This window comes from Thalassococcus sp. S3 (assembly GCF_004216475.1).
GTDB lineage: Bacteria > Pseudomonadota > Alphaproteobacteria > Rhodobacterales > Rhodobacteraceae.
Genome location: NZ_CP022303.1, coordinates 4,437,142 through 4,456,105 on the forward strand (window position 1 = coordinate 4,437,142; position 18,964 = coordinate 4,456,105).

20 protein-coding genes and 1 tRNA gene are annotated in these 18,964 nt (G+C 58.2%); 7 read left to right on the forward strand and 14 right to left on the reverse strand.

Annotated features, from left to right (window positions below):
* Positions 1-3 precede the first annotated feature (3 nt).
* Entirely contained in the window at positions 4-1,533 is a 1,530-nt protein-coding gene (locus CFI11_RS21795; RefSeq protein ID WP_130409593.1) for a caspase family protein, read from the reverse strand.
* 207 nt (positions 1,534-1,740) lie between these two features.
* Positions 1,741-2,373, reverse strand: a complete 633-nt coding sequence (locus tag CFI11_RS21800; RefSeq protein WP_130409594.1) for a tyrosine-type recombinase/integrase — start codon at positions 2,371-2,373, stop codon at positions 1,741-1,743.
* A 176-nt stretch (positions 2,374-2,549) separates the two neighbouring features.
* Between CFI11_RS21800 and CFI11_RS21805 the strand changes: the two genes are divergently transcribed.
* From CFI11_RS21805 to CFI11_RS21825, 5 genes are all read left to right on the forward strand, one after another.
* On the forward strand, positions 2,550-2,933 hold the full coding sequence (locus CFI11_RS21805; protein ID WP_130409595.1) for a hypothetical protein: 384 nt from the start codon (positions 2,550-2,552) through the stop codon (positions 2,931-2,933).
* Positions 2,930-4,177 (forward strand): phage minor head protein, encoded by a 1,248-nt coding sequence (locus tag CFI11_RS21810; RefSeq protein WP_130409596.1) that lies wholly within the window; start codon positions 2,930-2,932, stop codon positions 4,175-4,177. The genes CFI11_RS21805 and CFI11_RS21810 overlap by 4 nt, the downstream gene beginning before the upstream one ends.
* The gene (locus CFI11_RS21815) at positions 4,177-4,467 is read left to right on the forward strand and encodes a hypothetical protein (RefSeq protein ID WP_130409597.1); all 291 of its coding nucleotides are present in this window, start codon (positions 4,177-4,179) and stop codon (positions 4,465-4,467) included. The genes CFI11_RS21810 and CFI11_RS21815 overlap by 1 nt, the downstream gene beginning before the upstream one ends.
* A gap of 208 nt (positions 4,468-4,675) precedes the next feature.
* Positions 4,676-5,488 carry a TniQ family protein gene (locus CFI11_RS25040; protein WP_130409598.1) on the forward strand — a complete coding sequence of 271 codons (813 nt, stop codon included), beginning with the start codon at positions 4,676-4,678 and terminating at the stop codon, positions 5,486-5,488.
* A 129-nt stretch (positions 5,489-5,617) separates the two neighbouring features.
* The gene (locus CFI11_RS21825; RefSeq protein ID WP_130409599.1) at positions 5,618-6,511 is read left to right on the forward strand and encodes a hypothetical protein; all 894 of its coding nucleotides are present in this window, start codon (positions 5,618-5,620) and stop codon (positions 6,509-6,511) included.
* A 706-nt stretch (positions 6,512-7,217) separates the two neighbouring features.
* Here the strand turns inward: CFI11_RS21825 and CFI11_RS21830 are convergent.
* From CFI11_RS21830 to CFI11_RS21845, 6 genes are all read right to left on the reverse strand, one after another.
* Positions 7,218-8,327, reverse strand: a complete 1,110-nt coding sequence (locus CFI11_RS21830; RefSeq protein WP_130409600.1) for an SH3 domain-containing protein — start codon at positions 8,325-8,327, stop codon at positions 7,218-7,220.
* A 413-nt stretch (positions 8,328-8,740) separates the two neighbouring features.
* Positions 8,741-9,265: a DUF6634 family protein gene (locus CFI11_RS25045; protein WP_371687454.1), complete on the reverse strand. Its 525-nt coding sequence runs from the start codon at positions 9,263-9,265 to the stop codon at positions 8,741-8,743.
* A 153-nt stretch (positions 9,266-9,418) separates the two neighbouring features.
* Positions 9,419-10,240 carry a metallophosphoesterase gene (locus CFI11_RS21835; protein WP_165390361.1) on the reverse strand — a complete coding sequence of 274 codons (822 nt, stop codon included), beginning with the start codon at positions 10,238-10,240 and terminating at the stop codon, positions 9,419-9,421.
* Between the two features lie 10 nt (positions 10,241-10,250).
* Complete coding sequence (locus CFI11_RS21840) at positions 10,251-11,204, reverse strand: AAA family ATPase (RefSeq protein ID WP_254448988.1); 954 nt, start codon at positions 11,202-11,204, stop codon at positions 10,251-10,253.
* Between the two features lie 346 nt (positions 11,205-11,550).
* Complete coding sequence (locus CFI11_RS24425; RefSeq protein WP_165390362.1) at positions 11,551-11,700, reverse strand: hypothetical protein; 150 nt, start codon at positions 11,698-11,700, stop codon at positions 11,551-11,553.
* Positions 11,671-11,747, reverse strand: a tRNA-Arg gene (locus CFI11_RS21845). Before CFI11_RS21845 ends, CFI11_RS24425 begins: the two co-directional genes overlap by 30 nt.
* 125 nt (positions 11,748-11,872) lie before the next feature.
* Here CFI11_RS21845 and CFI11_RS21850 point away from each other — a divergent pair.
* On the forward strand, positions 11,873-12,898 hold the full coding sequence (locus CFI11_RS21850; RefSeq protein WP_130409603.1) for a LacI family DNA-binding transcriptional regulator: 1,026 nt from the start codon (positions 11,873-11,875) through the stop codon (positions 12,896-12,898).
* Positions 12,895-14,103 (forward strand): winged helix-turn-helix domain-containing protein, encoded by a 1,209-nt coding sequence (locus CFI11_RS21855; protein ID WP_130409604.1) that lies wholly within the window; start codon positions 12,895-12,897, stop codon positions 14,101-14,103. The genes CFI11_RS21850 and CFI11_RS21855 overlap by 4 nt, the downstream gene beginning before the upstream one ends.
* Before the next feature lie 21 nt (positions 14,104-14,124).
* Here the strand turns inward: CFI11_RS21855 and CFI11_RS21860 are convergent, their stop codons facing one another.
* The 6 genes from CFI11_RS21860 to boxB form a co-directional block, all read right to left on the reverse strand.
* Positions 14,125-15,252, reverse strand: coding sequence for a 3-hydroxyacyl-CoA dehydrogenase family protein (locus CFI11_RS21860; RefSeq protein WP_130409605.1), 1,128 nt, complete (start codon positions 15,250-15,252; stop codon positions 14,125-14,127).
* Between the two features lie 5 nt (positions 15,253-15,257).
* Entirely contained in the window at positions 15,258-16,157 is a 900-nt protein-coding gene (locus tag CFI11_RS21865; RefSeq protein ID WP_130409606.1) for a helix-turn-helix transcriptional regulator, read from the reverse strand.
* A gap of 94 nt (positions 16,158-16,251) precedes the next feature.
* Positions 16,252-16,695: a thioesterase family protein gene (locus CFI11_RS21870; protein WP_130409607.1), complete on the reverse strand. Its 444-nt coding sequence runs from the start codon at positions 16,693-16,695 to the stop codon at positions 16,252-16,254.
* 1 nt (position 16,696) lies between these two features.
* Positions 16,697-17,155, reverse strand: a complete 459-nt coding sequence (locus CFI11_RS21875; protein WP_130409608.1) for a flavodoxin family protein — start codon at positions 17,153-17,155, stop codon at positions 16,697-16,699.
* Between the two features lie 37 nt (positions 17,156-17,192).
* Positions 17,193-17,384 carry a hypothetical protein gene (locus CFI11_RS21880; protein WP_130409609.1) on the reverse strand — a complete coding sequence of 64 codons (192 nt, stop codon included), beginning with the start codon at positions 17,382-17,384 and terminating at the stop codon, positions 17,193-17,195.
* A 60-nt stretch (positions 17,385-17,444) separates the two neighbouring features.
* Complete coding sequence (boxB, locus tag CFI11_RS21885) at positions 17,445-18,896, reverse strand: benzoyl-CoA 2,3-epoxidase subunit BoxB (protein ID WP_130409610.1); 1,452 nt, start codon at positions 18,894-18,896, stop codon at positions 17,445-17,447.
* Positions 18,897-18,964 lie beyond the last annotated feature (68 nt).

Sequence of the window (18,964 nt, forward strand, 5' to 3'; positions counted from 1 at the left end):
GCCTTATTCAATGTCACCAAATGCACGACGCAGACCCGTCCGTGTTTGTGGGCCAAAGACAGAGTCGATTGCACCGTCGTAAAAACCACCCCTGGCCAGCCGCTCTTGCAAACCTCTTCGAACCTGGGGTTTGAACGCTCTTGGATTGTTCGTCAGCTCATTCAGGACATCCAGATTTCCTGATCGCAAAGCGCGGAACAGGTATTCAGCGGCATCGTCAAGCACCAGATCTACCACGACGCCGTCATCAATTAGCGCAGCAAGGTTGAACATTGCTTCGGGATGGTCAGCGTCCGCAGCCGCTTTGAAATAGTCGATCCCCTTTGTTGCGGAGCGTGGCAGGCCCATGCCGCCTTGGTAATTTAGAAACCCTAGATCGTTCAGTGCATCGCCGAAGTTCTTTTCCGCTGCGTCCGTGTAAAGAGCGAGAGCGACTTGGATGTCCTGCTCCACGCCGATACCGAGTTCGAACAGTTTTCCCAGCTCGTACGTTGCTTCTGGGTCGCCAAGTTCAGAGGCCTTGCGGAGCAATACAGAGGCTCCCAGTGGGTCGAATGTCGACGCTTCCGAGTTTAGCTTCATATAGGCGAGTGCTTTTAGAGCACGTTCATCGCCTTCGGCGGCCAATACTTCCAACTGCTCGAATTGAGAGGTTGAGAGCGAGGCCCACGCCGCCTTACGCTGCAGATTTTCCAGCAGATTGCTGTTGGCGCTGGCGCCGGCGAGAAAGTATGGGTTGCCCGAAAGAGAGCCATAGGTATGCGGCACTTGCACGCCGCGTGTTCGAGTAGCTACCAAATCGCGCAGCTTGCGAAAGGCCAGTCCGATCTCAAGGTTCGGCTCTTCGAGAATTCTCGCTAGGGCAATTGCATAAGGGCTGTGGTTGTCACCAAGATCGTCTAATGCAACCTGGCCAGCCGCAGCAGCAAATGAGATTAGCGTTCCGCGCTTTGATGGCGGTACAGTCAGGCCGCCGGATACGCCTGATGTCAGGCTAAATGTCTCGCTAGATTGAACAGATGGCGATGTAATGGTGCTGGACGCGCCAAACGGATCTGTACGACACGCATCCAACGCAACGATCCGCAATTGGCGTGCGCGGCTTACGGATTGGGTCAAATGGTCGAGGGAGATAGCTGTTTGCGATGCAATCGCACGATTCTGAGCCGCGGTGTCGGCAGTTGCCAGATAGTTCTTTCCCTCAAACTCAAAGCCATGCCCGGAAAAATAAATCAAAGACACATCGGCGATTTCGGATGCGGTGGCGAAGGTTTCAAGCGCATTGTTCAGCTCGTCCTTTGACGCGTTCACCACCAGTTTCACGTCAAAGTTCAATGCACTGAGTGTGTCCGTGATTAGCTGCGCATCACCCGTTGGGTTCGGTAAGGTCTCCAAGTTATTATAATCGCCAATGCCGATGACAAGGGCGATGCGTGTTTCCGCCGCGTTTGCCAACGCGGACCCCGCAACAATACAAAATAGAAATGGACTGACTGCAACTAGTAATACTCTCCACACAGCGACAACACCCATGAATGCGCCTCACATAATTGACTGTGAGGCTAGAGGCTTTGGAGTATCGATCCAAGAAAATTCGCGTCTTCGCGGGGCCGCCACTATTCGGGCGAGCTGAGGCGTAGGCCCTCACCTGGCAATGTCTGCTTACGGGCAGCCGCGATACAGCATTGAACCGCATGCTCAGCGTCCGGTTAGGGCCGTCCTAACGAACGGCCCATATGTCTAGATTTCAATAGTTTCTGCGATAGCCAAAGCATCTTCGAGCTCGACACCCAGATATCGGACAGTGCTGTCCATTTTGGTATGACCCAGCAGAAGCTGAACGGCACGCAGGTTGCCGGTCTTCTTGTAGATCTGCGTCACTTTGGTCCGGCGCATCGAATGCGTGCCATAGGCGCTTGCCTCTAGACCAATCGACATGAGCCAGTCTCGGACAATCCGAGCATACTGTCTCGTCGAGATGTGCAGGCGTTCGTGAAACCGGCCGCGCCAAAGATACTCGGATCCGACCATGAGGTCGTCTTCCATCCACTTCTCGACGGAAGCGCGTGTCCCTTCCGATATCTCAAACCGGACTGGCTTTTGTGTCTTGCTCTGCAGCACGGAAGCGCGCTCTTTGATCTGACCAGACGCCATAACGTCAACGACTTTCATCTTCACCAGATCACAGCCGCGAAGCTTACTGTCGATCGCCATGTTAAACAGAGCGAGATCGCGATGGTTTTTTGCTAGTTCGAGCCGAACTCGGATCGCCCAGACATGCTTTGGCTCCAGCGGGCGTTTTTGTCCAACGATGCGGCCCTTATTCCAGGCAGGACGAAGCGTCCGAATGGCAGGTAAGTTTGGTGTTTCCATGACTGATCCTCCGATCCGCCTTTCCCTCCCAAAACGACAACCCAACGCTGACACGGCAACTTAACATCAAAGCTCAAATCCTCAGAATTGCCAGTTAGCGCCGCACCGCTCGGTCCATTTCCAAAAAAATTAACTTCAAACTGTGAAGATCAGCGTATCTCCATCAGAGGCTGGTCATGGCGCTTGATACACCTTTTGTCCGCTTCCTTCGGTCTGGCGGCAAATCAGAATTCACGGTCAGTCTACATCGACTGAACCGAGCGCCTGAGCGGAAGGAAACGTCATTCAATCTGGAACCGCATTTCCAGGGATTTCTGGAGCTGCTGGAAGACGCCGATGCGGGCAATGCGGCATTTCTGGATGACCGATTGGGCGATACTGACAGTTACAACTCCGGGCCACTGAAGCAGCGGTTCTATGATGAATTTGAGGCCCGCGTTACCGCGACGCTGGCCGTCTATGAACGTGAAGGCCATGCTGGGGCCGAGATAGCATCTTTGATCGAAGTGGACATCACTGCGACTGAATCCTGGCTTTTGCGTCGGTTTGAGAACAATTGAACGAAGCGCGGCAGCGGGCAGCGGGTGTCACGCATTACATCTGGCGGTCTGCTGATGACTCAAAAGTCCGGTCCAGCCATGCCGAGCGGGATGACCGCGTATTTCCGTGGGATCACGGCTTTCCCGACGGTTTGCCTGGTGCAGCGCATAATTGCCGGTGCTATGCAGAACCCGCCATCATCAACGGCCAAATTATTCTAACAGGTCGTCCGGTGTCGCCGGATCTGGCGGATCGCATATCAGATGCACAAGACAGGGGCCTCGCGCGCGCCGGTGAGGACGCATTGGTTGGCACGGTCACGGGCATCTATGATGTGCTGCGTTTTTCCTACCTCGGTTACCGGCGTCTGTTTGGTGTCAGCGCGGATGAGGAAGAACAGGAGCGGCTGACCGCGCGCCAGAATATCCTTGATGCGCTGGAGCGATTGGCCGAGCTGGATCGTGAAATGGCCGAGCAGATCGCCGAGGAAGCTGTTGCCCATTTCGAGGCGCTGCACGCAGAGCTTCGCTTGCTTGATCTTGAATACCGCCTCGGCTTGACCCGTGAAGAGGCTTTGCTGGGCGCCTACGAAGACGTGGCCTACCTCGATGCGTCGGTTTTACTGGGTGGGACGGTCTTTACGGCTGGTGCGGCGAAGCTCGGGGTCAATTTGACTCGTCTGCGGCCGACAGCAGTTCTCAAAACCCTACGCGCTGCTCGCACGCGGTTGGATGATATTATCAACACGCGCCGCCGCGAAGTCGATGCGCTCGTTGCGAGCCGTTTTGCAGAGCTGGAGGCACAGGGGCACGGGCCACAACGGCACGAGGGAGCGGTGACGCGCCAGATGCTTGAAGATCGGGTTATGCGTGGTTTCGATCCGATGACAGGAAGGAGGACAAATGGTGTCACCGGCGGTACTCACCCCCTGAGCCGCAGAGCGACAAGAATAACCAGCGAAGCAGATTTCGTTGCTGCTGAAGCGTTTATCCGTAGATCGTCAGAGTATCGGTCTTCAAGAGATGCGGCGTTTTCTCTGGCCGGTCGTGGTCGACCAAGATTTGAAGTTGTCCTGCCTATCGAGGATGTCGTTGGCCCTGACTATGCGAGCGCAGTCGAAGGGGTAAGAAGGATAGGTAGTTTCAACAACCCCCAAGGAATCGTGCCGATTGATTTTAAGGGTGGGCAGGTGAAAGCTGTCTATGAACTTACTCCAGACGGGGAGCCTGTTTTGGTTACATTATTTCCGATTGGGGGAACCTGATGACCCGCATAGACCTCAAAACCGAAGCGTGGCTGTCTGACATCGGGCTGTATTGCGGGGGTAACACATATGACCCCAAAAAACTACGACAGGTCACTGCAGACAAATCGGAGTGGTCTGAACGCTTAAAGCGCAACTTTGAGTACGTCCTAAACGCGCGACAGCTAAGTGCTTTGGACTACGAAGAGAAGGTCGATATTGAGTTTGCAAGTGACGACCAGCTCTACGGTTACCTTCAGCGGTTGTACGCTTATCTTTTTGAGGATGGCCCGTTCCCGGAATGGAATTGAAGGCATTGGCGCGTAACGAGAGCATGGCTCTAGCCTAAGCGAATGTCCGCTTTGCGGGCGCCACTGCAGCATCCAGCATTAGTCCTGAAAGTCCGGTTGCGGCCGTGGTCAACCGCAGAGTAAAACCCTGTCGACTTTGAAACCTGCCTTTCGAGCGTTTATCTCAAAACCACTCGCATCAACCTGGATTAAGATCTTGCTTCGCCCCATGGCCGTACGCCCCACTTCGCGCCCTCGTGAGACGCTAATTTCCCTCGTGTCGCGCACGGCGGCGATGATAGGTCTTTCAACGTGGGAGCTCACAGCGGAACTGGCGTTGGCGCAGAAACCACTCATCGCCGTTGAGGATGCAAGCGTTGACCAAATTTCTGAGGTCCTCGGCCTTAGTTCGGCAGAGCGCGCGTCCCTGGTTTCCTGGACCCCTCAACCGTTGGAGGGGGTGCGGATGCGATTTCGCGGCGAGTCCGTCGTGTCCCGCGCTGTGATGAATCCTACTGTTCGTGGCTGCCCCTGTTGCCTTCGAGAGGATACCAAGCAATCCCAGTTTGAAACCGTGGATGGAATGGTCATGCGCGGCGACTGGCAGTTTCGACATTTGGCTGTATGCATTCGCCATGCATCTCCATTGGTGCCACTTTGGACCGCAAAACGGGTCGCTGACCGGTACGACTTCGCAACTCAATTGCGGAGAATAAAGGCAGACCTGATAGAAGGGCGACTAGATGCGGCGACTTGCGAAGTCACCAGTTATGACAAGTGGATCGACCAACGCTTGGAGACCGGACAGGATGAAACTTGGCTGGCAAACCACAGCATCGATATCGCGGCGCAATTCTGCGAGCTTCTCGGCGCGGAACTCGTTCGACGAGATCTAGCTCCGAAAAGTGCTCCGAGGTCGGCTGGCTTCGAGGTTGCGAGCCAAGGGCCAGCGTCCATAAAGAACGCATTCCACGTTTTGGCAAAACGAGCGTCCGGCCCACACGATGAGATGCGCAGCGCGTTCGGTCGGCTTTATGACTAGCTTGCCAGTACTGCCGCAAATGACCCGCGTTACGATCCGTTCCGCAACTTGCTTCGCGAGGTCGCTTTGAACATCTGGGCCTTTTCTCCCGGGAGCAAGCTGCTTGGGCATACGTTGAAGGCGCGCCGAATGCACTCGGTTCTTACTGTAGCCACCGAGGTCGGTGTATCGCCCGCTCGAATGCGCGGCCTCCTGGTGTCGGAAGGCGTGATTGATGCTGACGATGAGCGTAACGATGCGCGGCTCACCTTCCCCTCGGCCGAAGTCGATGACCTCATGAACGTGTTTGAACAACTCGTTGGATCGAAGGAGATGCAACGACGCTTGGGTTGCGGCGAACAGCAGCTCGAAGCACTGGTCGAGGCAGGGATCTTGGCGCCTCGGTTCCCGTCCGATGTCACTAGACGGCCCTGGAATCCAGCCGATGCCGAGGCATTCCTGGGAGGGCTCTATGCCAACGCGCAAGACACTCCAGCAGGAGACCAGGCATGGAAGCAGGTCCATCGCGCTTCGGTGCGCTGTCGTGTGAAGATCAACAAGGTATTGGAACCGATTTGGGACGGTGCGCTTTCAGTTGGTCGGAGGCATGACCTTCGCGGATGCGCTTCGGTGTTTGTCCGCAGATCCGAGGTCGATGTGCTTTTACGGCCGGAACGCCCTAACCATCGCACCCTGTCAGAATTTGCATCCGAAGTCGGCTTGAATAAGCACCGGGAACTTCGCCTGCTGGTGGATCACGGTCATGCGCCAATAACGGTCCTCTACAACCCTCAAACACACCGACGGGACCGCTACGTTACCGAGGATGATACCGCCGCATTTCACTCGCGGTTTACGACGCTCAAGCTTCTCTCCGCGAGGCTTGGCCAAAGCAGCCGTTCCATCTCACAGCGTCTGAAGGCGGCCGGAATCGAGAGGTTTCAGCCCGGCGAAACCGACTTTGGCCCAGTGTACCTCTTGGCAGACGTTGAACTTGTTCCGCATGGACTTGTGTCTCGGGATCTGGTCTCGAAATGGGACTGAACGGCGATCGTATCGGTTGCCGATAGTTCGGAGAAGCAGACCTCTGCGACTTGCGCAGCGAAGGCCCTAAATGAGCCCATACCTACTGAATGCTGCACTACGCACGAACGTCCGGTTCTCAAAAGGTGGGCAAAATGTGACAAAATCAAGCTGGGTTTTGCTCGGGATTTTTACCACAAGGCTTTCCAGAGAATTGGTTGAACTGGCGGTGAGTGAAAAATCTACCGCTTTGAGATGTTTTCTGCCAGTCAAAACACAAATCGAAGACAACTAATTTTCGGAAATCTATGTCGACTTTGACTCATCCTTAAAGAGCTTGAAGAAGCAAGTCGTCAAGAAAGCACCAAAAGCGGTTTCAACAGCAGCGACCGCAGCAGGTAGCGATTGCTCATCTACAATAAAGCCGCTTGTGAAACCAGTGACTACGAAAATGATTCCCACGCAATATGCGGCAAGCAAAGCGAATACGATGTAAACGAAGGCACTTGAGGCTTTCTTTGTACTGCGCTGTCGTTCAACTCCGAGGTCTTGAACAACTATCCCGACGTAAGCGCCGAAAACAGGTAGGAAAACCGCCAACGTTGACACGTACGTGCCAAAGTCGGTTACATAGTTGCGTAGGTATACGGCTGCACCCAAAACAAACAGAATATGTAGCGTTACGACCGACATTGCCAGTAATGATCTAAGTGAGGAGATGCGCATGTCAGTAGGGGTCGTCCATTAAAGTTCCATCGACCGAAAACGCAACTCGTTCCATCAAGAATGTACGAAGGTTTTCAAAACCCTCATCGTAGTCCAAAGAAATGAATCCATTAGTTGGCTTCAGACCAGACGTGGGCCACCTTTTTATTGATGTAATAGGCAGGCCAAAATATAGTTGATAGTCATCGGGTGAGCCATCCCAATGTACGTAGACCTCCCAGAGGCTTCTTTCCCAATGATCGGTTCGTCCCGTGATAGCGGTCCCAACGGTCAAAAGATCAATGCGAAGTCGCCCATCTTCTGGCAAAACAGAACAGGTTTGGAATTCATTAGTCTCGCAAGCGGCCGAGGTAGCAGCTTCAATTCCAGAGATTAACTCATTTCTCAGCTCTGTAATGCCAGCACCTCTAAACCTCTCAAACTGAGCTTCCGAAATGCTTATCATGCGAGGGGGTGCGCCCGCCTCTCCACCCATTCGTCGTGCACTGGTTACGATGTCAGCCCGACTGCGAAGCCGTAACGTATTCTCGATCTCATATCCTGGAGTCGATTCAATGCAGTATTGAGTATGCGGGACTTCATCAGGTATCGGCAAATAGTCACCGTAGCATTCGAAAATAGTCTCGAACCTAAGGTTGTTAGAAAACTCGATGAATGCATCGACCTCGCTCGACCTTACATTGACAACCATCCAGATGGGATCACAACCACCGTCGCCACAATAGAAAGTTCCAATGCATATCTCCTTCCCCTGTGGATCGTCAAATGCGGCTTCAAGGAATGGCTGGCCACAGAAACGTCCCAAACGGCCAAGTGTAGAAATATCAAATTGGTCTTTATTGGATTGAAAAAATTCTTCTCGACTTAGTGTTGATGGACTGTAAACCCAACCTTTGTCTCCGAAGTCATATACAACCTCTAACCAGTTTCCATTCGCACGGACAACCTCAATGCTGGTTCCATTATCTAGTCTTTCGATCACTTCAAACGACGTTGAAGGTCCCGCTCTCACGTTCAACCAACCATCCTGCGTATCGTTTATTGCGCGGAACTCAGCTTTTGCGGATGTTGCGCAGGCGATCGCTATCAGAAAACCTAACAAGAATCTCACTAAGAACTCCCTCCCACCGGAGTAAACCTTAGGTTGTCGGCATCATATCAGTCAACATGCGCTGCGTGATAGGACAACGCCGAGCAAAGGTGAGTGGTGCCTTTGCATCATGTTTTCTAGGTGCGGCGGTCGAGCGGAATGCAAATTCGTGACCGCCACGCCAATAATCACAGTTTTTGACAGCGCCTAATCTCCCAAGCGGACTTTAGGGCAGACGCAGCGAAAGCGCGCTCCGTCCGCAGAGTTGAACTTTCAGCGGCCAGCAGCGAATGGCCGCCTTCAGAACCAAGGCCAGTTCGTCCGTTTGTTCGTTGCTTTGCCTCCAATTCATGACACCTTTCTTCCAATCCGAGCGATGATCAGTTGCAGAGCGTAACGGCAACGAGAGCTTCACCACTGCAATCCCGCATTTTCTACTCTTCCCTGATCCCCTCGCTTATCTGTTCCGCGGCGCAGATTGCCTGCGCTCGCCAGACCTCGATGGACATCGCGCTGATGCCGTCGGCTTTCCTGCCCCACTTCCGATAGAAACCCTCGGGCGTTGAGCGAGCTTCAAGCCGGTACCATCGTGAGACCGTCCTCGCCCATCTGAAGTCGGTATCGAGACCGCAGAGCGGTGATGTCCGGATCATCGGTCCGATTGACGCGGGATGGCTGCCGACCTCACCGACGAGATGCGCCGAGGTGCCATACTCCGACCTGATCGGCACCCAGCCCGACAGTACGGGGGCTTTGGCAAGATCATTCTTATTGGGCCGATAACCGCCAGCTCGAGCGACCGCAGGCGCATGCGGGTGGTGATGAGGCGCCACGCATCCTCTGCCGCAAGCACCCACTCCAACGGGAGAGTATACTGGGCGTCGCCGATCGTGAATGGTTCGATCTTGCGGGCGACCTCCAGGATCAGCGCCATCAAGTCGGGGGCAACGTCGTCCCATCGGACAAGCGTTCCGTCTCCATATCCGTCAACCCAGACCGGCCTGACCGCCCTCAGTTTGTCGAGGAGCGCGTGGTATCCATCATTCGGATCCATGACGGCTCTCCCAGATGCAAGCCTCGCGCAGGTAGGACGTCGATGCACCCACCAATTCCTAGGCATAGCCGATCGATACATTGCGGATGTCTGTTCCTTCGATGCGGGCGCGCAACCGTCTGTGGGAATGCCCGAAGAACCAGGAGTCCGGCTGATAGTCTGCGATCAGATCGCTCAGATCGGAATGGAACGACGGGGTCAGGGCATCGATAGCACCGGCGACATCCGGGTGTGGCCCGTGATGCGTGACGACGACGGTTTGCCCGGTATCATTCACATGGTGTGATTGCGATAGTGCATTACCCAGCCAATCGCAATGATCCTGGTGAACCATCAGGACGTCTTCCGGCTTGATCCATGGCTGAGGGATCCATCCAACTGGGTTGTCATCGATCAGCAAACTGCGCGGCGCAGGCCTCACAATCCTCGAATAGTCCCGCATGAGCTGTTGCGCGACGCTCATCGCCGTTTGCTGATCACCCAACAGATCGAAGTCAGTCCAGAGCGTGCAGCACAGGAACCGGGTTGTTCCGTGTCGCAAGACTCGTTCCTGAACGAAGTGTGCGCCGGCTTTCGCCGCCTCGCGTTCCAGGAGGGGGTCATCCCCGAGGCTACCATTGTAGTAGTCATGGTTGCCCGGGAACGCGTAAACCTTCTCCGGCAGGATATGCTGCGCCAGATTGTCAAAGACCTTCGACCAATTCGATGCAGGCCCGTTGATCAGATCGCCCGCGAGGATGAGCGCGTCTGCTGTTTGCAGCGCAAACTCAAGGCCCAGAACCGCGATCGGGTCGACGGCCAGCCGGTCGTAGCTGTCCAGATGAAGGTCCCCGAGGATCACCACGCGGCCGGTGTCGAAGGGGATGGTAAGCGTCTCCATCGTCATCTCCTCAGTTCAACATTGGCTGCTGCGCCAGCATCTCGGCCCGGTCCAGCATTCGGCTGACAATCCGTAGGTTGAGGCGGGCGTTGGAGATCGCCCCGCTGTCGAAGACATCGAGAACAGCCGCCAATGCAGGTTCCGGCACGCCACGTCGCTTGCCCTCGCTACAGGCAAAATCGTGCAATTGCTCTATCGTGAGATCGGGCAGGTCCAGCACCACGCACCGGCTTTGTAGCGGCTCAGGCAGGCCTTCGCGGCCATTGGCCGTCATGACCCAGTTGACCCAGGACATGTCGAACTTGATCTGGAAGAACGGGCATTCCCAGCTGGTTGCCGTCATCCGTTCGAGCAGTGGAAGCAATGCGTCCGTGAAAGTATGGCGGCTGCCGCGGGTGGAATGTGTTTCCCCCGCCTTCTCGATCTCGTCCAGAATGACGAGTGGCCCGCCGTGCCGCGCCTGCAGGATCGTCTTCATCACCTTGCCGTGATGCGCACTGCCCCAACCGCGTTGCGATCCAACAAGCGCGAAGGTCGCGGGCTCGCCGGTTGCGTCGATCTTCGTCGTGGGAACGGACAGGTGATGCGCCAACCGCCGCGCCCAGTGGGACTTACCGATACCCGGCGAGCCGACCAACGCAAGCGGAGAGAACCGCGCGCCTGGCGGCCCATCCCGCGCGGACGCCTGCAAGCCCCGCCAGACCACCTCCGTGGCGGGCGCCATCCACGGCATCTCTGCGTGAAGGGCGGCGGCAATCTCGTCGGCCCCGTGCTCAGTGGCGACCTGGGAAACGGTAAGACCATCCCGAAGCGGGGTCAGCCGCGCACGGTTCTCGTCGGTCAGGTGGTACATGCCGGTTGAGGAATGAACCCGTTCCACTGCCCGCATCGCGCGCCGCTTGATCCCGCGCATGTCTTCGTCAGCGACCAGTTCGTAGTCATACAAACAATCGTCCTCGGTCATCTCTCCTTGCGCGACCGCCCGCTCCTGGGCGGCCTTACGGACCCTCTTCAGGAATTTCCGAAACCGCTCTTCGATACTTCGGAGTGATGGGACATCATTGAAGAACCTGAGATCATGGAATGGGAGCGTGGAATGCGAACGAGACATGGCGGAGTCCTTTCATGGCGCAGACGTGCTTCTGCGCGCTTCGCCCGGCCGCGAACGCGGTAGGCTTAATGATGTGAAAGGTTCCGGAACCTGTGACTTACCAAGATCGAACAAAGCATGAACTGTCAAATCGGATGCAGTTAAGGGCTTTGAAAGACCCTCGGCAGCGTCAAGACCCTCCCGACTTAAGTATTATAAATCAATAGTTTACCTTGAGAACGGCATAGTTGCCAAACCGCTGCCACACCAGTTTGCGCGCATTATTGGTTTCTTTTGCGCGCACTTCCGGTTTTTCTGGCACATATTTTTCAGGCAGTTTTGGCGACCCCGGCAGGATTCGAACCTGCAACCTGCCCCTTAGGAGGGGGCTGCTCTATCCAGTTGAGCCACGGGGCCGTCAGAATGGGTGATAGCGTGCTCAAACGCGCTTGTCATCGTCTTCCCTGCACGCTTGCTCATTTGCCCATGTTTGCGGTACCACTTTCACATAGGCATGTCTTTGCGAAAGGACCCTCATCCCCTTGTCCCTGGATCACAAGCGCCCGCTCACCCTGCGTGATGTCTCAGAAGCCTCTGGCGTTAGCGAAATGACCGTCAGCCGTGTGCTGCGCAACCGCGGCGACGTGTCGGAAACGACGCGAGAGAAGGTTCTCGCAGCCGCGAAAGAGCTGGGATATGTGCCCAACAAGATCGCAGGAGCCTTGGCCTCTAGTCGGGTGAACCTGGTTGCGGTCATCATTCCCTCGCTGTCGAACATGGTCTTTCCCGAAGTGCTGACCGGCGTGAACCAGGTGCTGGAAGATACCGAGTTGCAGCCCGTTGTGGGTGTCACCGACTACTTGCCCGAAAAGGAAGAGCGTGTGCTCTACGAGATGCTGTCGTGGCGGCCATCGGGCGTGATCATCGCGGGTCTGGAACACTCCGATGCATCCCGCGCCATGCTGGAAGCCGCCGGCATCCCGGTGGTGGAGATCATGGACAGTGACGGCAAACCGGTGGATGCGATGGTGGGTATCTCGCACCGGCGAGCGGGGCGCGAGATGGCCAAGGCGATCCTGAAGGCCGGCTATGAACACATCGGCTTTATGGGTACCAAGATGCCGCTGGACCACCGGGCGCGGAAGCGGTTCGAGGGCTTTACCGAGCAATTGGCCCGCGACGGCGTGGAGATCGAGGATCGGGAGTTCTATTCCGGCGGTTCGGCGCTGGCCAAGGGGCGGGAGATGACGGCGGCGATGCTGGAACGCTCGCCGGATCTGGATTTCCTTTACTACTCCAACGACATGATCGGAGCAGGCGGGCTGCTTTACCTGCTGGATCAGGGCATCGACGTGCCGGGGCAGATTGGGCTCGCGGGGTTCAACGGGGTGGAGTTGCTGCAGGGATTGCCGCGTAAGCTCGCCACGATGGATGCCTGCCGGCTGGAGATCGGGCGCAAGGCGGCGGAAATCATCGCGGCGCGGCTGGCCGAACCGGAGGCGGAGGTCGAGGATAAGATCACGCTCACGCCCACAATCTCTTTCGGCGATACGCTGAAACGCTGGTGAGCGCGCTCACGCTCGACAACCGCGCAGCACGGCGGCTGTTTCTGGACCGGCATGCGCTAGCCGAACCGCCCAGCGGGCCGGCGAAAGGGGCCGCATTGGCAACTTTGATCGAACGGCTGGGCTTCGTGCAACTCGACAGCATCAACACGGTCGCACGCGCGCATGACATGATCCTCTATGCGCGCCGCCCGACCTATCGCGCGAAGCATCTCAAGCGGCTCTACGAGGTGGACCGGGCGCTGTTCGAACACTGGACCCATGACGCCGCCGTAATCCCGATGGCCTTCTACCCGCATTGGCATCTGCGTTTTGCCCGCGACGCGGAGGTGCTGAAAGCGAGGTGGCGGAACTGGCGACGCGACGGGTTCGAGCAACGCTTTGCGGATGTGCTGGAACAGATCCGCGACTACGGTTCGGTCTGTTCCTCGGATGTCGGCACGTCCGAGAAGAAGGGAAGTGGCGGTTGGTGGGACTGGCACCCGTCTAAAACGGCGCTGGAATATCTCTGGCGGTCGGGCGCGCTGACCGTGGTGGGGCGGGACGGGTTCCAGAAACGCTATGACTTGACCGAACGGGTGATCGAACAGGCTCTCTGTGACGATTGCCCTGACCCCGAACACTCCATCGACTGGCTCTGCAATGGCGCGCTGGATCGGCTGGGCTTTGCCACGTCCGGAGAGATCGCGGCCTTCTGGGACACTGTCTCGCCCGCCGAGGCCAAGGCATGGTGCGCGGCGGAGGAGGCGGCGGGGCGGATCATTCCGGTTTGCCTCCTGGGCCATGATGGCGCGGCGCGCATGTGTTTTGCACGGCCGGATGTAATAGAGCAAGCCATGGCCGCACCCACGCCGCCGGGCCGCATCCGGGTGCTGAGCCCGTTCGACCCCGCATTGCGGGACCGCAAGCGGGCAGAGCGGCTTTTCGGCTTCCACTACCGGATCGAGGTATTCACCCCGGCGCCCAAGCGCAAATACGGCTATTACGTTTTCCCGCTGCTGGAAGGCGACAAGCTGGTCGGGCGCATCGACATGAAGGCCGAGCGCGCCGATGGTGTGCTGGCCGTGCGCGCGCTATGGCCGGAACGCAAGGTGCGCTGGTCCGATGCGCGCACCGAACGGCTGGAGGCGGAGCTGGCCCGCGTCGCGCGGTTCGCGGGTTTGGAGGATGTGCGGTTCGCGGATGAGTGGCTGCGCACGCCGCTTTGACATGGCACGCCGCCTTTGTGTTTATCGGCCTATTTCAGACAGCCTGGAGCCAGATTGTGCCGCCTGCAGGATCAGCGGCGCCGGCGCCCATGCGATAGGGTCTTCTTCGGATAGCTCCTGCAACGCCGGCAAGACCTTTGCCACACCGAGTGTGTCAGCGTAGCTCAGCACGCCGCCCTTCACCTTGGGAAAGCCAAGGCCGGTCACCGAAATGCGATCCATCATCGGCGCATCCATTCCGGGCGTATCGCCCAGGATTGCAGAGGCTTCGTTGATCAGCGCGAGGGTCAGACGCCGCTGAATCTCGTCCGCTTCGAATTCGCGTTGTGGGGCCTTGGCGAACCAGGCTTCTTCCCGCACCAGATCCTCGATCAGCGGGTCGATCACCGCGCCGCCGCCGCCCGGATAGCGATACCAACCCCAGCCGATCTTCTGGCCCAGCCGACCCTCCTGCACGGCGCGGTCGGCGATGGGGATATAGCGCCGCGCGGGGTCTCGCGGCGTGGCCTTGCGGCGCGCATAGGCGGTGTCGAGACCCGCCAGATCCTGCGCCTCGTAGAGGCCAAGATCAAAGCCGAAAGCGACCATCGCCTCGTCGATCTCCCACAGGATGGCGCCGTCCATCAGAAGGGTATCGGCGGCCTCCTGAAACCGGTCGAGCAGACGCAGCCCGATAGAGGGGTGACCCGGTGGGATCACCACCGCGACACGACCGAGGCGATGCAAGAGCGTGCTCAGCGCCTCTTGCGCGGCAGCACCGGTTTCGGCCAATGGCATGATCTCTGTCAGGCTGCGCAGATGCATCGGCGTGAACACGGTCAGGCCCAGGGCGCATGTCGGATCGGTCGCGAGATCCGCCAGACCATCGGCGCGGGTGCTGGCCACCACCGTGTTGCGGGGCATTTCGGCATAGAGTGCTGCCCGCTCCTCTGCCTCGTCCAGCGTTTCGAGAATCAGATCCGCGGTGGCGAGGGCCCCTGTCGACGTGTCCACGGTCAAAGGCGATGCCGTCTTTCCCAGAAAATGCGCTGCCCGCTCAGCCGCGCCCGCATCTGGTTCGATCAGGGCAATGTCATAGCCTGCGGCGCGACAGGCCTGTGCCAAAGCCACGCCCGTGGTGCTTGCGCCCAGCACGGCAATGCGGGTCATGGGGGTCAGGGCAGCAGCTTCCGCTCGGCGATGAGCGCCAGAAGCTCGTCGCGCGACCGGTCCACTGTCTTGCCGGACGTATCAAGCTGTGCTACCGCCTTTTCATAGAGCGCCTCGCGGCTCGTCAGGATCGACTTGAGCTGCTCCATCGCCTCCGGATTGCCGGCCATTGGGCGTTCGTCACCCTGCGCGCGCACGCGGGACATATGCTCGTCCGGAGAGGTCCTGACCCAGATCGTATGAAAATGCGCTAGAAGCTTGGTGTAGGTCTCCGGCTCCGCCACGATGCCGCCTGCCACGGCGAGGATCATCCTGTCGTGCCGGGTGATCACCCGGCTGAGCGCCTGCGCCTCCAGCTTGCGGTAGCCCTCTGGGCCGTAAAGCGCCATGACCTCCTCCACCGGCATCCCGCTTTGCGCCTCGATCTCGCGGTTCAACTCCACGAAGGGCACGCCCAACGCCTCTCCGGCCAAGGCGCCGAGGGTCGATTTGCCGGCACCGCGCAAGCCGATCAGGCAGATCCGATGGGCGCGCATGGTCTCTTCCGGCTCCGGCAGAAGGGTGCGCAGGACAGCCTGCTGCACATCCGATCCGGCCGCACGAAACAGGTCCGCCACCCGCAACGCGTCAGAGGACCAGGGGTCATCCTCCCCCATCAGCCATTCGATACGGTGATCAAGCGCGATGGCGATGCGCTGCAGAAGACCGATGGAGATATTCCCTTCCCCCGCCTCCAACTGCGCCAGATAGCGGGGGGAGACGCCCGATATCTCCGACAGCACCCGCCTTGGGATGCCCTTGCGCTCCCGCGCCTTGCGCACGCGGTCGCCGACGCGGTGGATCAGCGCGGTGACGATGCGGTCCGCCTCCGTCTCCTGCGTGTCAACTGTCGAAAGCTCGGCCATATGTCCCCAGGTTTATGTATTTTATTGCATAAGCCTAGGGCGATACCTGCACGTATTCAAATTGTTTCCCACGTCATGCCCGGAAAGACCTGCACTATTGTGCTGCGACCGGAGCGCGGACGAGCGGTTCGACCACCTCCCGGATATGGCGCGGCGCGGGCTGGGATTTGAACTGATCGGCGATGGTGAAGACGCAGACAAAGCGTCCTTCGAAGCACAGCACGCCGTCCTGCCACCCCTTCATGCTGAACTCGATCGACGAAGTGCCCAGCTTGGACGGCCATGTCTCGCAGATCAGCCGGTGGCGCGGGGTGACCGGCGCGCGGAAATCCATGCTCATATGCACGAAGGGCGTGCCGATGTTGTCGTCAAGCTCAAGCTGATACCAGCCATGCCCGCCCAGATGATGCTCCCACCACGCGTTGATCGCGTCGAGCGCGAACCAGGGCAGGCGGGCGGTATAGGCGATCTTGGCGGGGTCGCAATCGCCCCAGGTCACCCGGATCTCATGGCAGAACGCGCCTTGCGCGGGGCTCACCTCAGGCCACCTTGGCCTTCAGTTCCTCCATGATCCTGCCTACCCAGGGCAGCGCGATATCCTCGGGCATTTCGAAGGACGACGCGTCGTGAATGCCCCGCTCCCCGATCTGTTCGGCCTTTAGCCCTTTCAGCATCTGGGCCAGCTTCATGGAGCCGTGGTTGAACGTCTCGGAAAAGACCTGATCGCCCAGCCCGAAGATCGCAAAGCGAATGCCGCTGAGATCCGGCTTGCCTTGGGTCAGCGCCTCCTCAAACGGCAGGGCCGTGGACGGGAGATCGCCATTGCCGTAGGTCGAGGTCACGAAGATATAGAATGTCTCACGCTCCATCGCGGCCGGGTCCACATCGGCGAGGCTGGCGATATGACAGTCGAAATCACCGCCCAGCTCAGCCTCGATATCCTCGCAGAGCATTTCCGAATTGCCCGTCTCGGACCCGTAGTAAATTCCAACTTTCATTCCGTGGCCTCTTTCCTTGTCCCCGCGCGCAGGGGTCTTAGCAGTGCCCCACAGGCTGCGGCTCTGGCTCCACCATCAGGCGATAGAGCGCATCCTGCTCGTCAGGGGTCAACATCATGTAAACCGCAAGGCAAAGCCCCTTGCAGTCCTTGCATTCCAGCGCGCAATAGGCGCCGTTGCTGGCCAGAGGCGATTGCTCTGGCTTGAGTGTCATCCGGTCAATCTGCATCGGTCGTCCCCTTTGCAAATGTCAGGTGCCCGGACGCCTTGTGGCGCCCGGGGTCAGGCCTCACGCCATGTGCAGCTTAACATACTCGAAGTCGCCGGGCTTGTTGTCGATGCCAACCTTGGGTGGCGAAATCCAGCTTGCATATTTTCCGGGCTCATAGCACGGCTTCATGAGCGATTGGATAAAGGCGCCGTCCTCTTTGGTGGGCAGCCATTCGTCGCGACGGGCGTCCCATTCCTCCCGGCTGAGGAAATTGCCGTCCGGATCAATCGGCTGGTTGGCAAAGACGCCAATCTGACGGTGGAAACCTTCATGCGGCAGCTTCAGTTCAAACTCGATCCCCGTGCGGGAAATCTGCTTGTTCCAGCGCCGCAGGCCGCCGGATGCATCGCGGACATAATCGTCACGCAGGCGCATGTTGATCGCGGTCAGGGCGGGTGCGTCTTCGGTGACGATCTTGCCGTCCTTGATGCTCGCGACCTTGTAGGTGTCGCCTGTCAGTTTGTGGTCGTCTTCGATCCGCTGCTCCATATACCGGCCTTTGATACCGGCGTTGAACGCATTGGCGGCGTTGGTCGACACTTCCTGTCCGAAGAGATCCAGCGACAGCGTATAGTGCAGGTTCAGCTTTTTCTGGATCGTGGGCAGGTCGATCACGCCCAGATCGCGGATCTTGTCGATGTCGTAGGGGTCGGTGATGCCCGCCTTCTGCATCGCTTCCAGCGTGGCCTGAATGGTGCGGCCCACGCCGGTTTCGCCCACGAACATATGGTGAGCCTCTTCTGTCAGCATGAAGCGGCAGGTGCGGCTGAGCGGGTCGAAGCCCGATTGAGCCAGCGACTCAAGCTGCATCTTGCCGTCGCGGTCGGTGAAATAGGTGAACATGAAGAAGGACAGCCAGTCCGGCGTCTCTTCGTTGAACGCGCCCAGCATCCGCGGCGCTTCCTCTGAGCCGGAGGAACGGCGCAGCATATCGTCCGCCTCTTCACGCCCGTCACGGCCGAAATACTTGAAGAGCAGATAGACCATCGCCCAAAGGTGACGGCCTTCTTCGACATTCACCTGGAAGAGGTTGCGCATGTCGTAAAGCGACGGCGCGGTGAGGCCGAGGAAGCGCTGTTGCTCGACCGAGCCCGGCTCGGTATCGCCCTGGATCACGATCAGGCGCTTGAGCATGTTGCGATACTCTCCTGGCACTTCCTGCCAGGCCAGCTCACCAGCGTGCTCGCCGCAGGGGATACGGCGATCTTCGACAGCGGGGGCCAGCAGAACACCCCAGCGGTATTCGGGCATCTTCACATAGTCGAACTTGGCCCAACCCTTGGGATCGACCGACACGGCGGTGCGCAGGTAAACGAGCGATTCCTGGAAATTCTGAGGGATCAGGTCATTCCACCAGTTGATGTAACCGGGGTGCCATTTCTCCAGCGCCTTGAGCACCTTCTTGTCGTTGGACAGACCCACATTGTTGGGGATCTGCGAGTCGTAACTCACGTTGATCAGATCGAGCATTCCTCATCTCCCTAAACCGGCCACGCGAAGTATGCCGCGCGGCCCAACCCTTTGTGGGGCACTTCGCC

Coding starts and splice junctions, on each gene's coding strand:
- CFI11_RS21880 (WP_130409609.1), bottom strand. CDS start 17,384: ATGCAGATTGACCGGATGACACTCAAGCCAGAGCAATCGCCTCTGGCC.
- CFI11_RS21800 (WP_130409594.1), bottom strand. CDS start 2,373: ATGGAAACACCAAACTTACCTGCCATTCGGACGCTTCGTCCTGCCTGG.
- CFI11_RS21805 (WP_130409595.1), top strand. CDS start 2,550: ATGGCGCTTGATACACCTTTTGTCCGCTTCCTTCGGTCTGGCGGCAAA.
- CFI11_RS25040 (WP_130409598.1), top strand. CDS start 4,676: ATGGCCGTACGCCCCACTTCGCGCCCTCGTGAGACGCTAATTTCCCTC.
- CFI11_RS25045 (WP_371687454.1), bottom strand. CDS start 9,265: ATGGGACGACGTTGCCCCCGACTTGATGGCGCTGATCCTGGAGGTCGC.
- CFI11_RS21860 (WP_130409605.1), bottom strand. CDS start 15,252: ATGACCCGCATTGCCGTGCTGGGCGCAAGCACCACGGGCGTGGCTTTG.
- CFI11_RS21865 (WP_130409606.1), bottom strand. CDS start 16,157: ATGGCCGAGCTTTCGACAGTTGACACGCAGGAGACGGAGGCGGACCGC.
- CFI11_RS21795 (WP_130409593.1), bottom strand. CDS start 1,533: ATGGGTGTTGTCGCTGTGTGGAGAGTATTACTAGTTGCAGTCAGTCCA.
- CFI11_RS21815 (WP_130409597.1), top strand. CDS start 4,177: ATGACCCGCATAGACCTCAAAACCGAAGCGTGGCTGTCTGACATCGGG.
- CFI11_RS21835 (WP_165390361.1), bottom strand. CDS start 10,240: ATGGAGACGCTTACCATCCCCTTCGACACCGGCCGCGTGGTGATCCTC.
- CFI11_RS21875 (WP_130409608.1), bottom strand. CDS start 17,155: ATGAAAGTTGGAATTTACTACGGGTCCGAGACGGGCAATTCGGAAATG.
- boxB (WP_130409610.1), bottom strand. CDS start 18,896: ATGCTCGATCTGATCAACGTGAGTTACGACTCGCAGATCCCCAACAAT.
- CFI11_RS21840 (WP_254448988.1), bottom strand. CDS start 11,204: ATGACCGAGGACGATTGTTTGTATGACTACGAACTGGTCGCTGACGAA.
- CFI11_RS21825 (WP_130409599.1), top strand. CDS start 5,618: ATGCACTCGGTTCTTACTGTAGCCACCGAGGTCGGTGTATCGCCCGCT.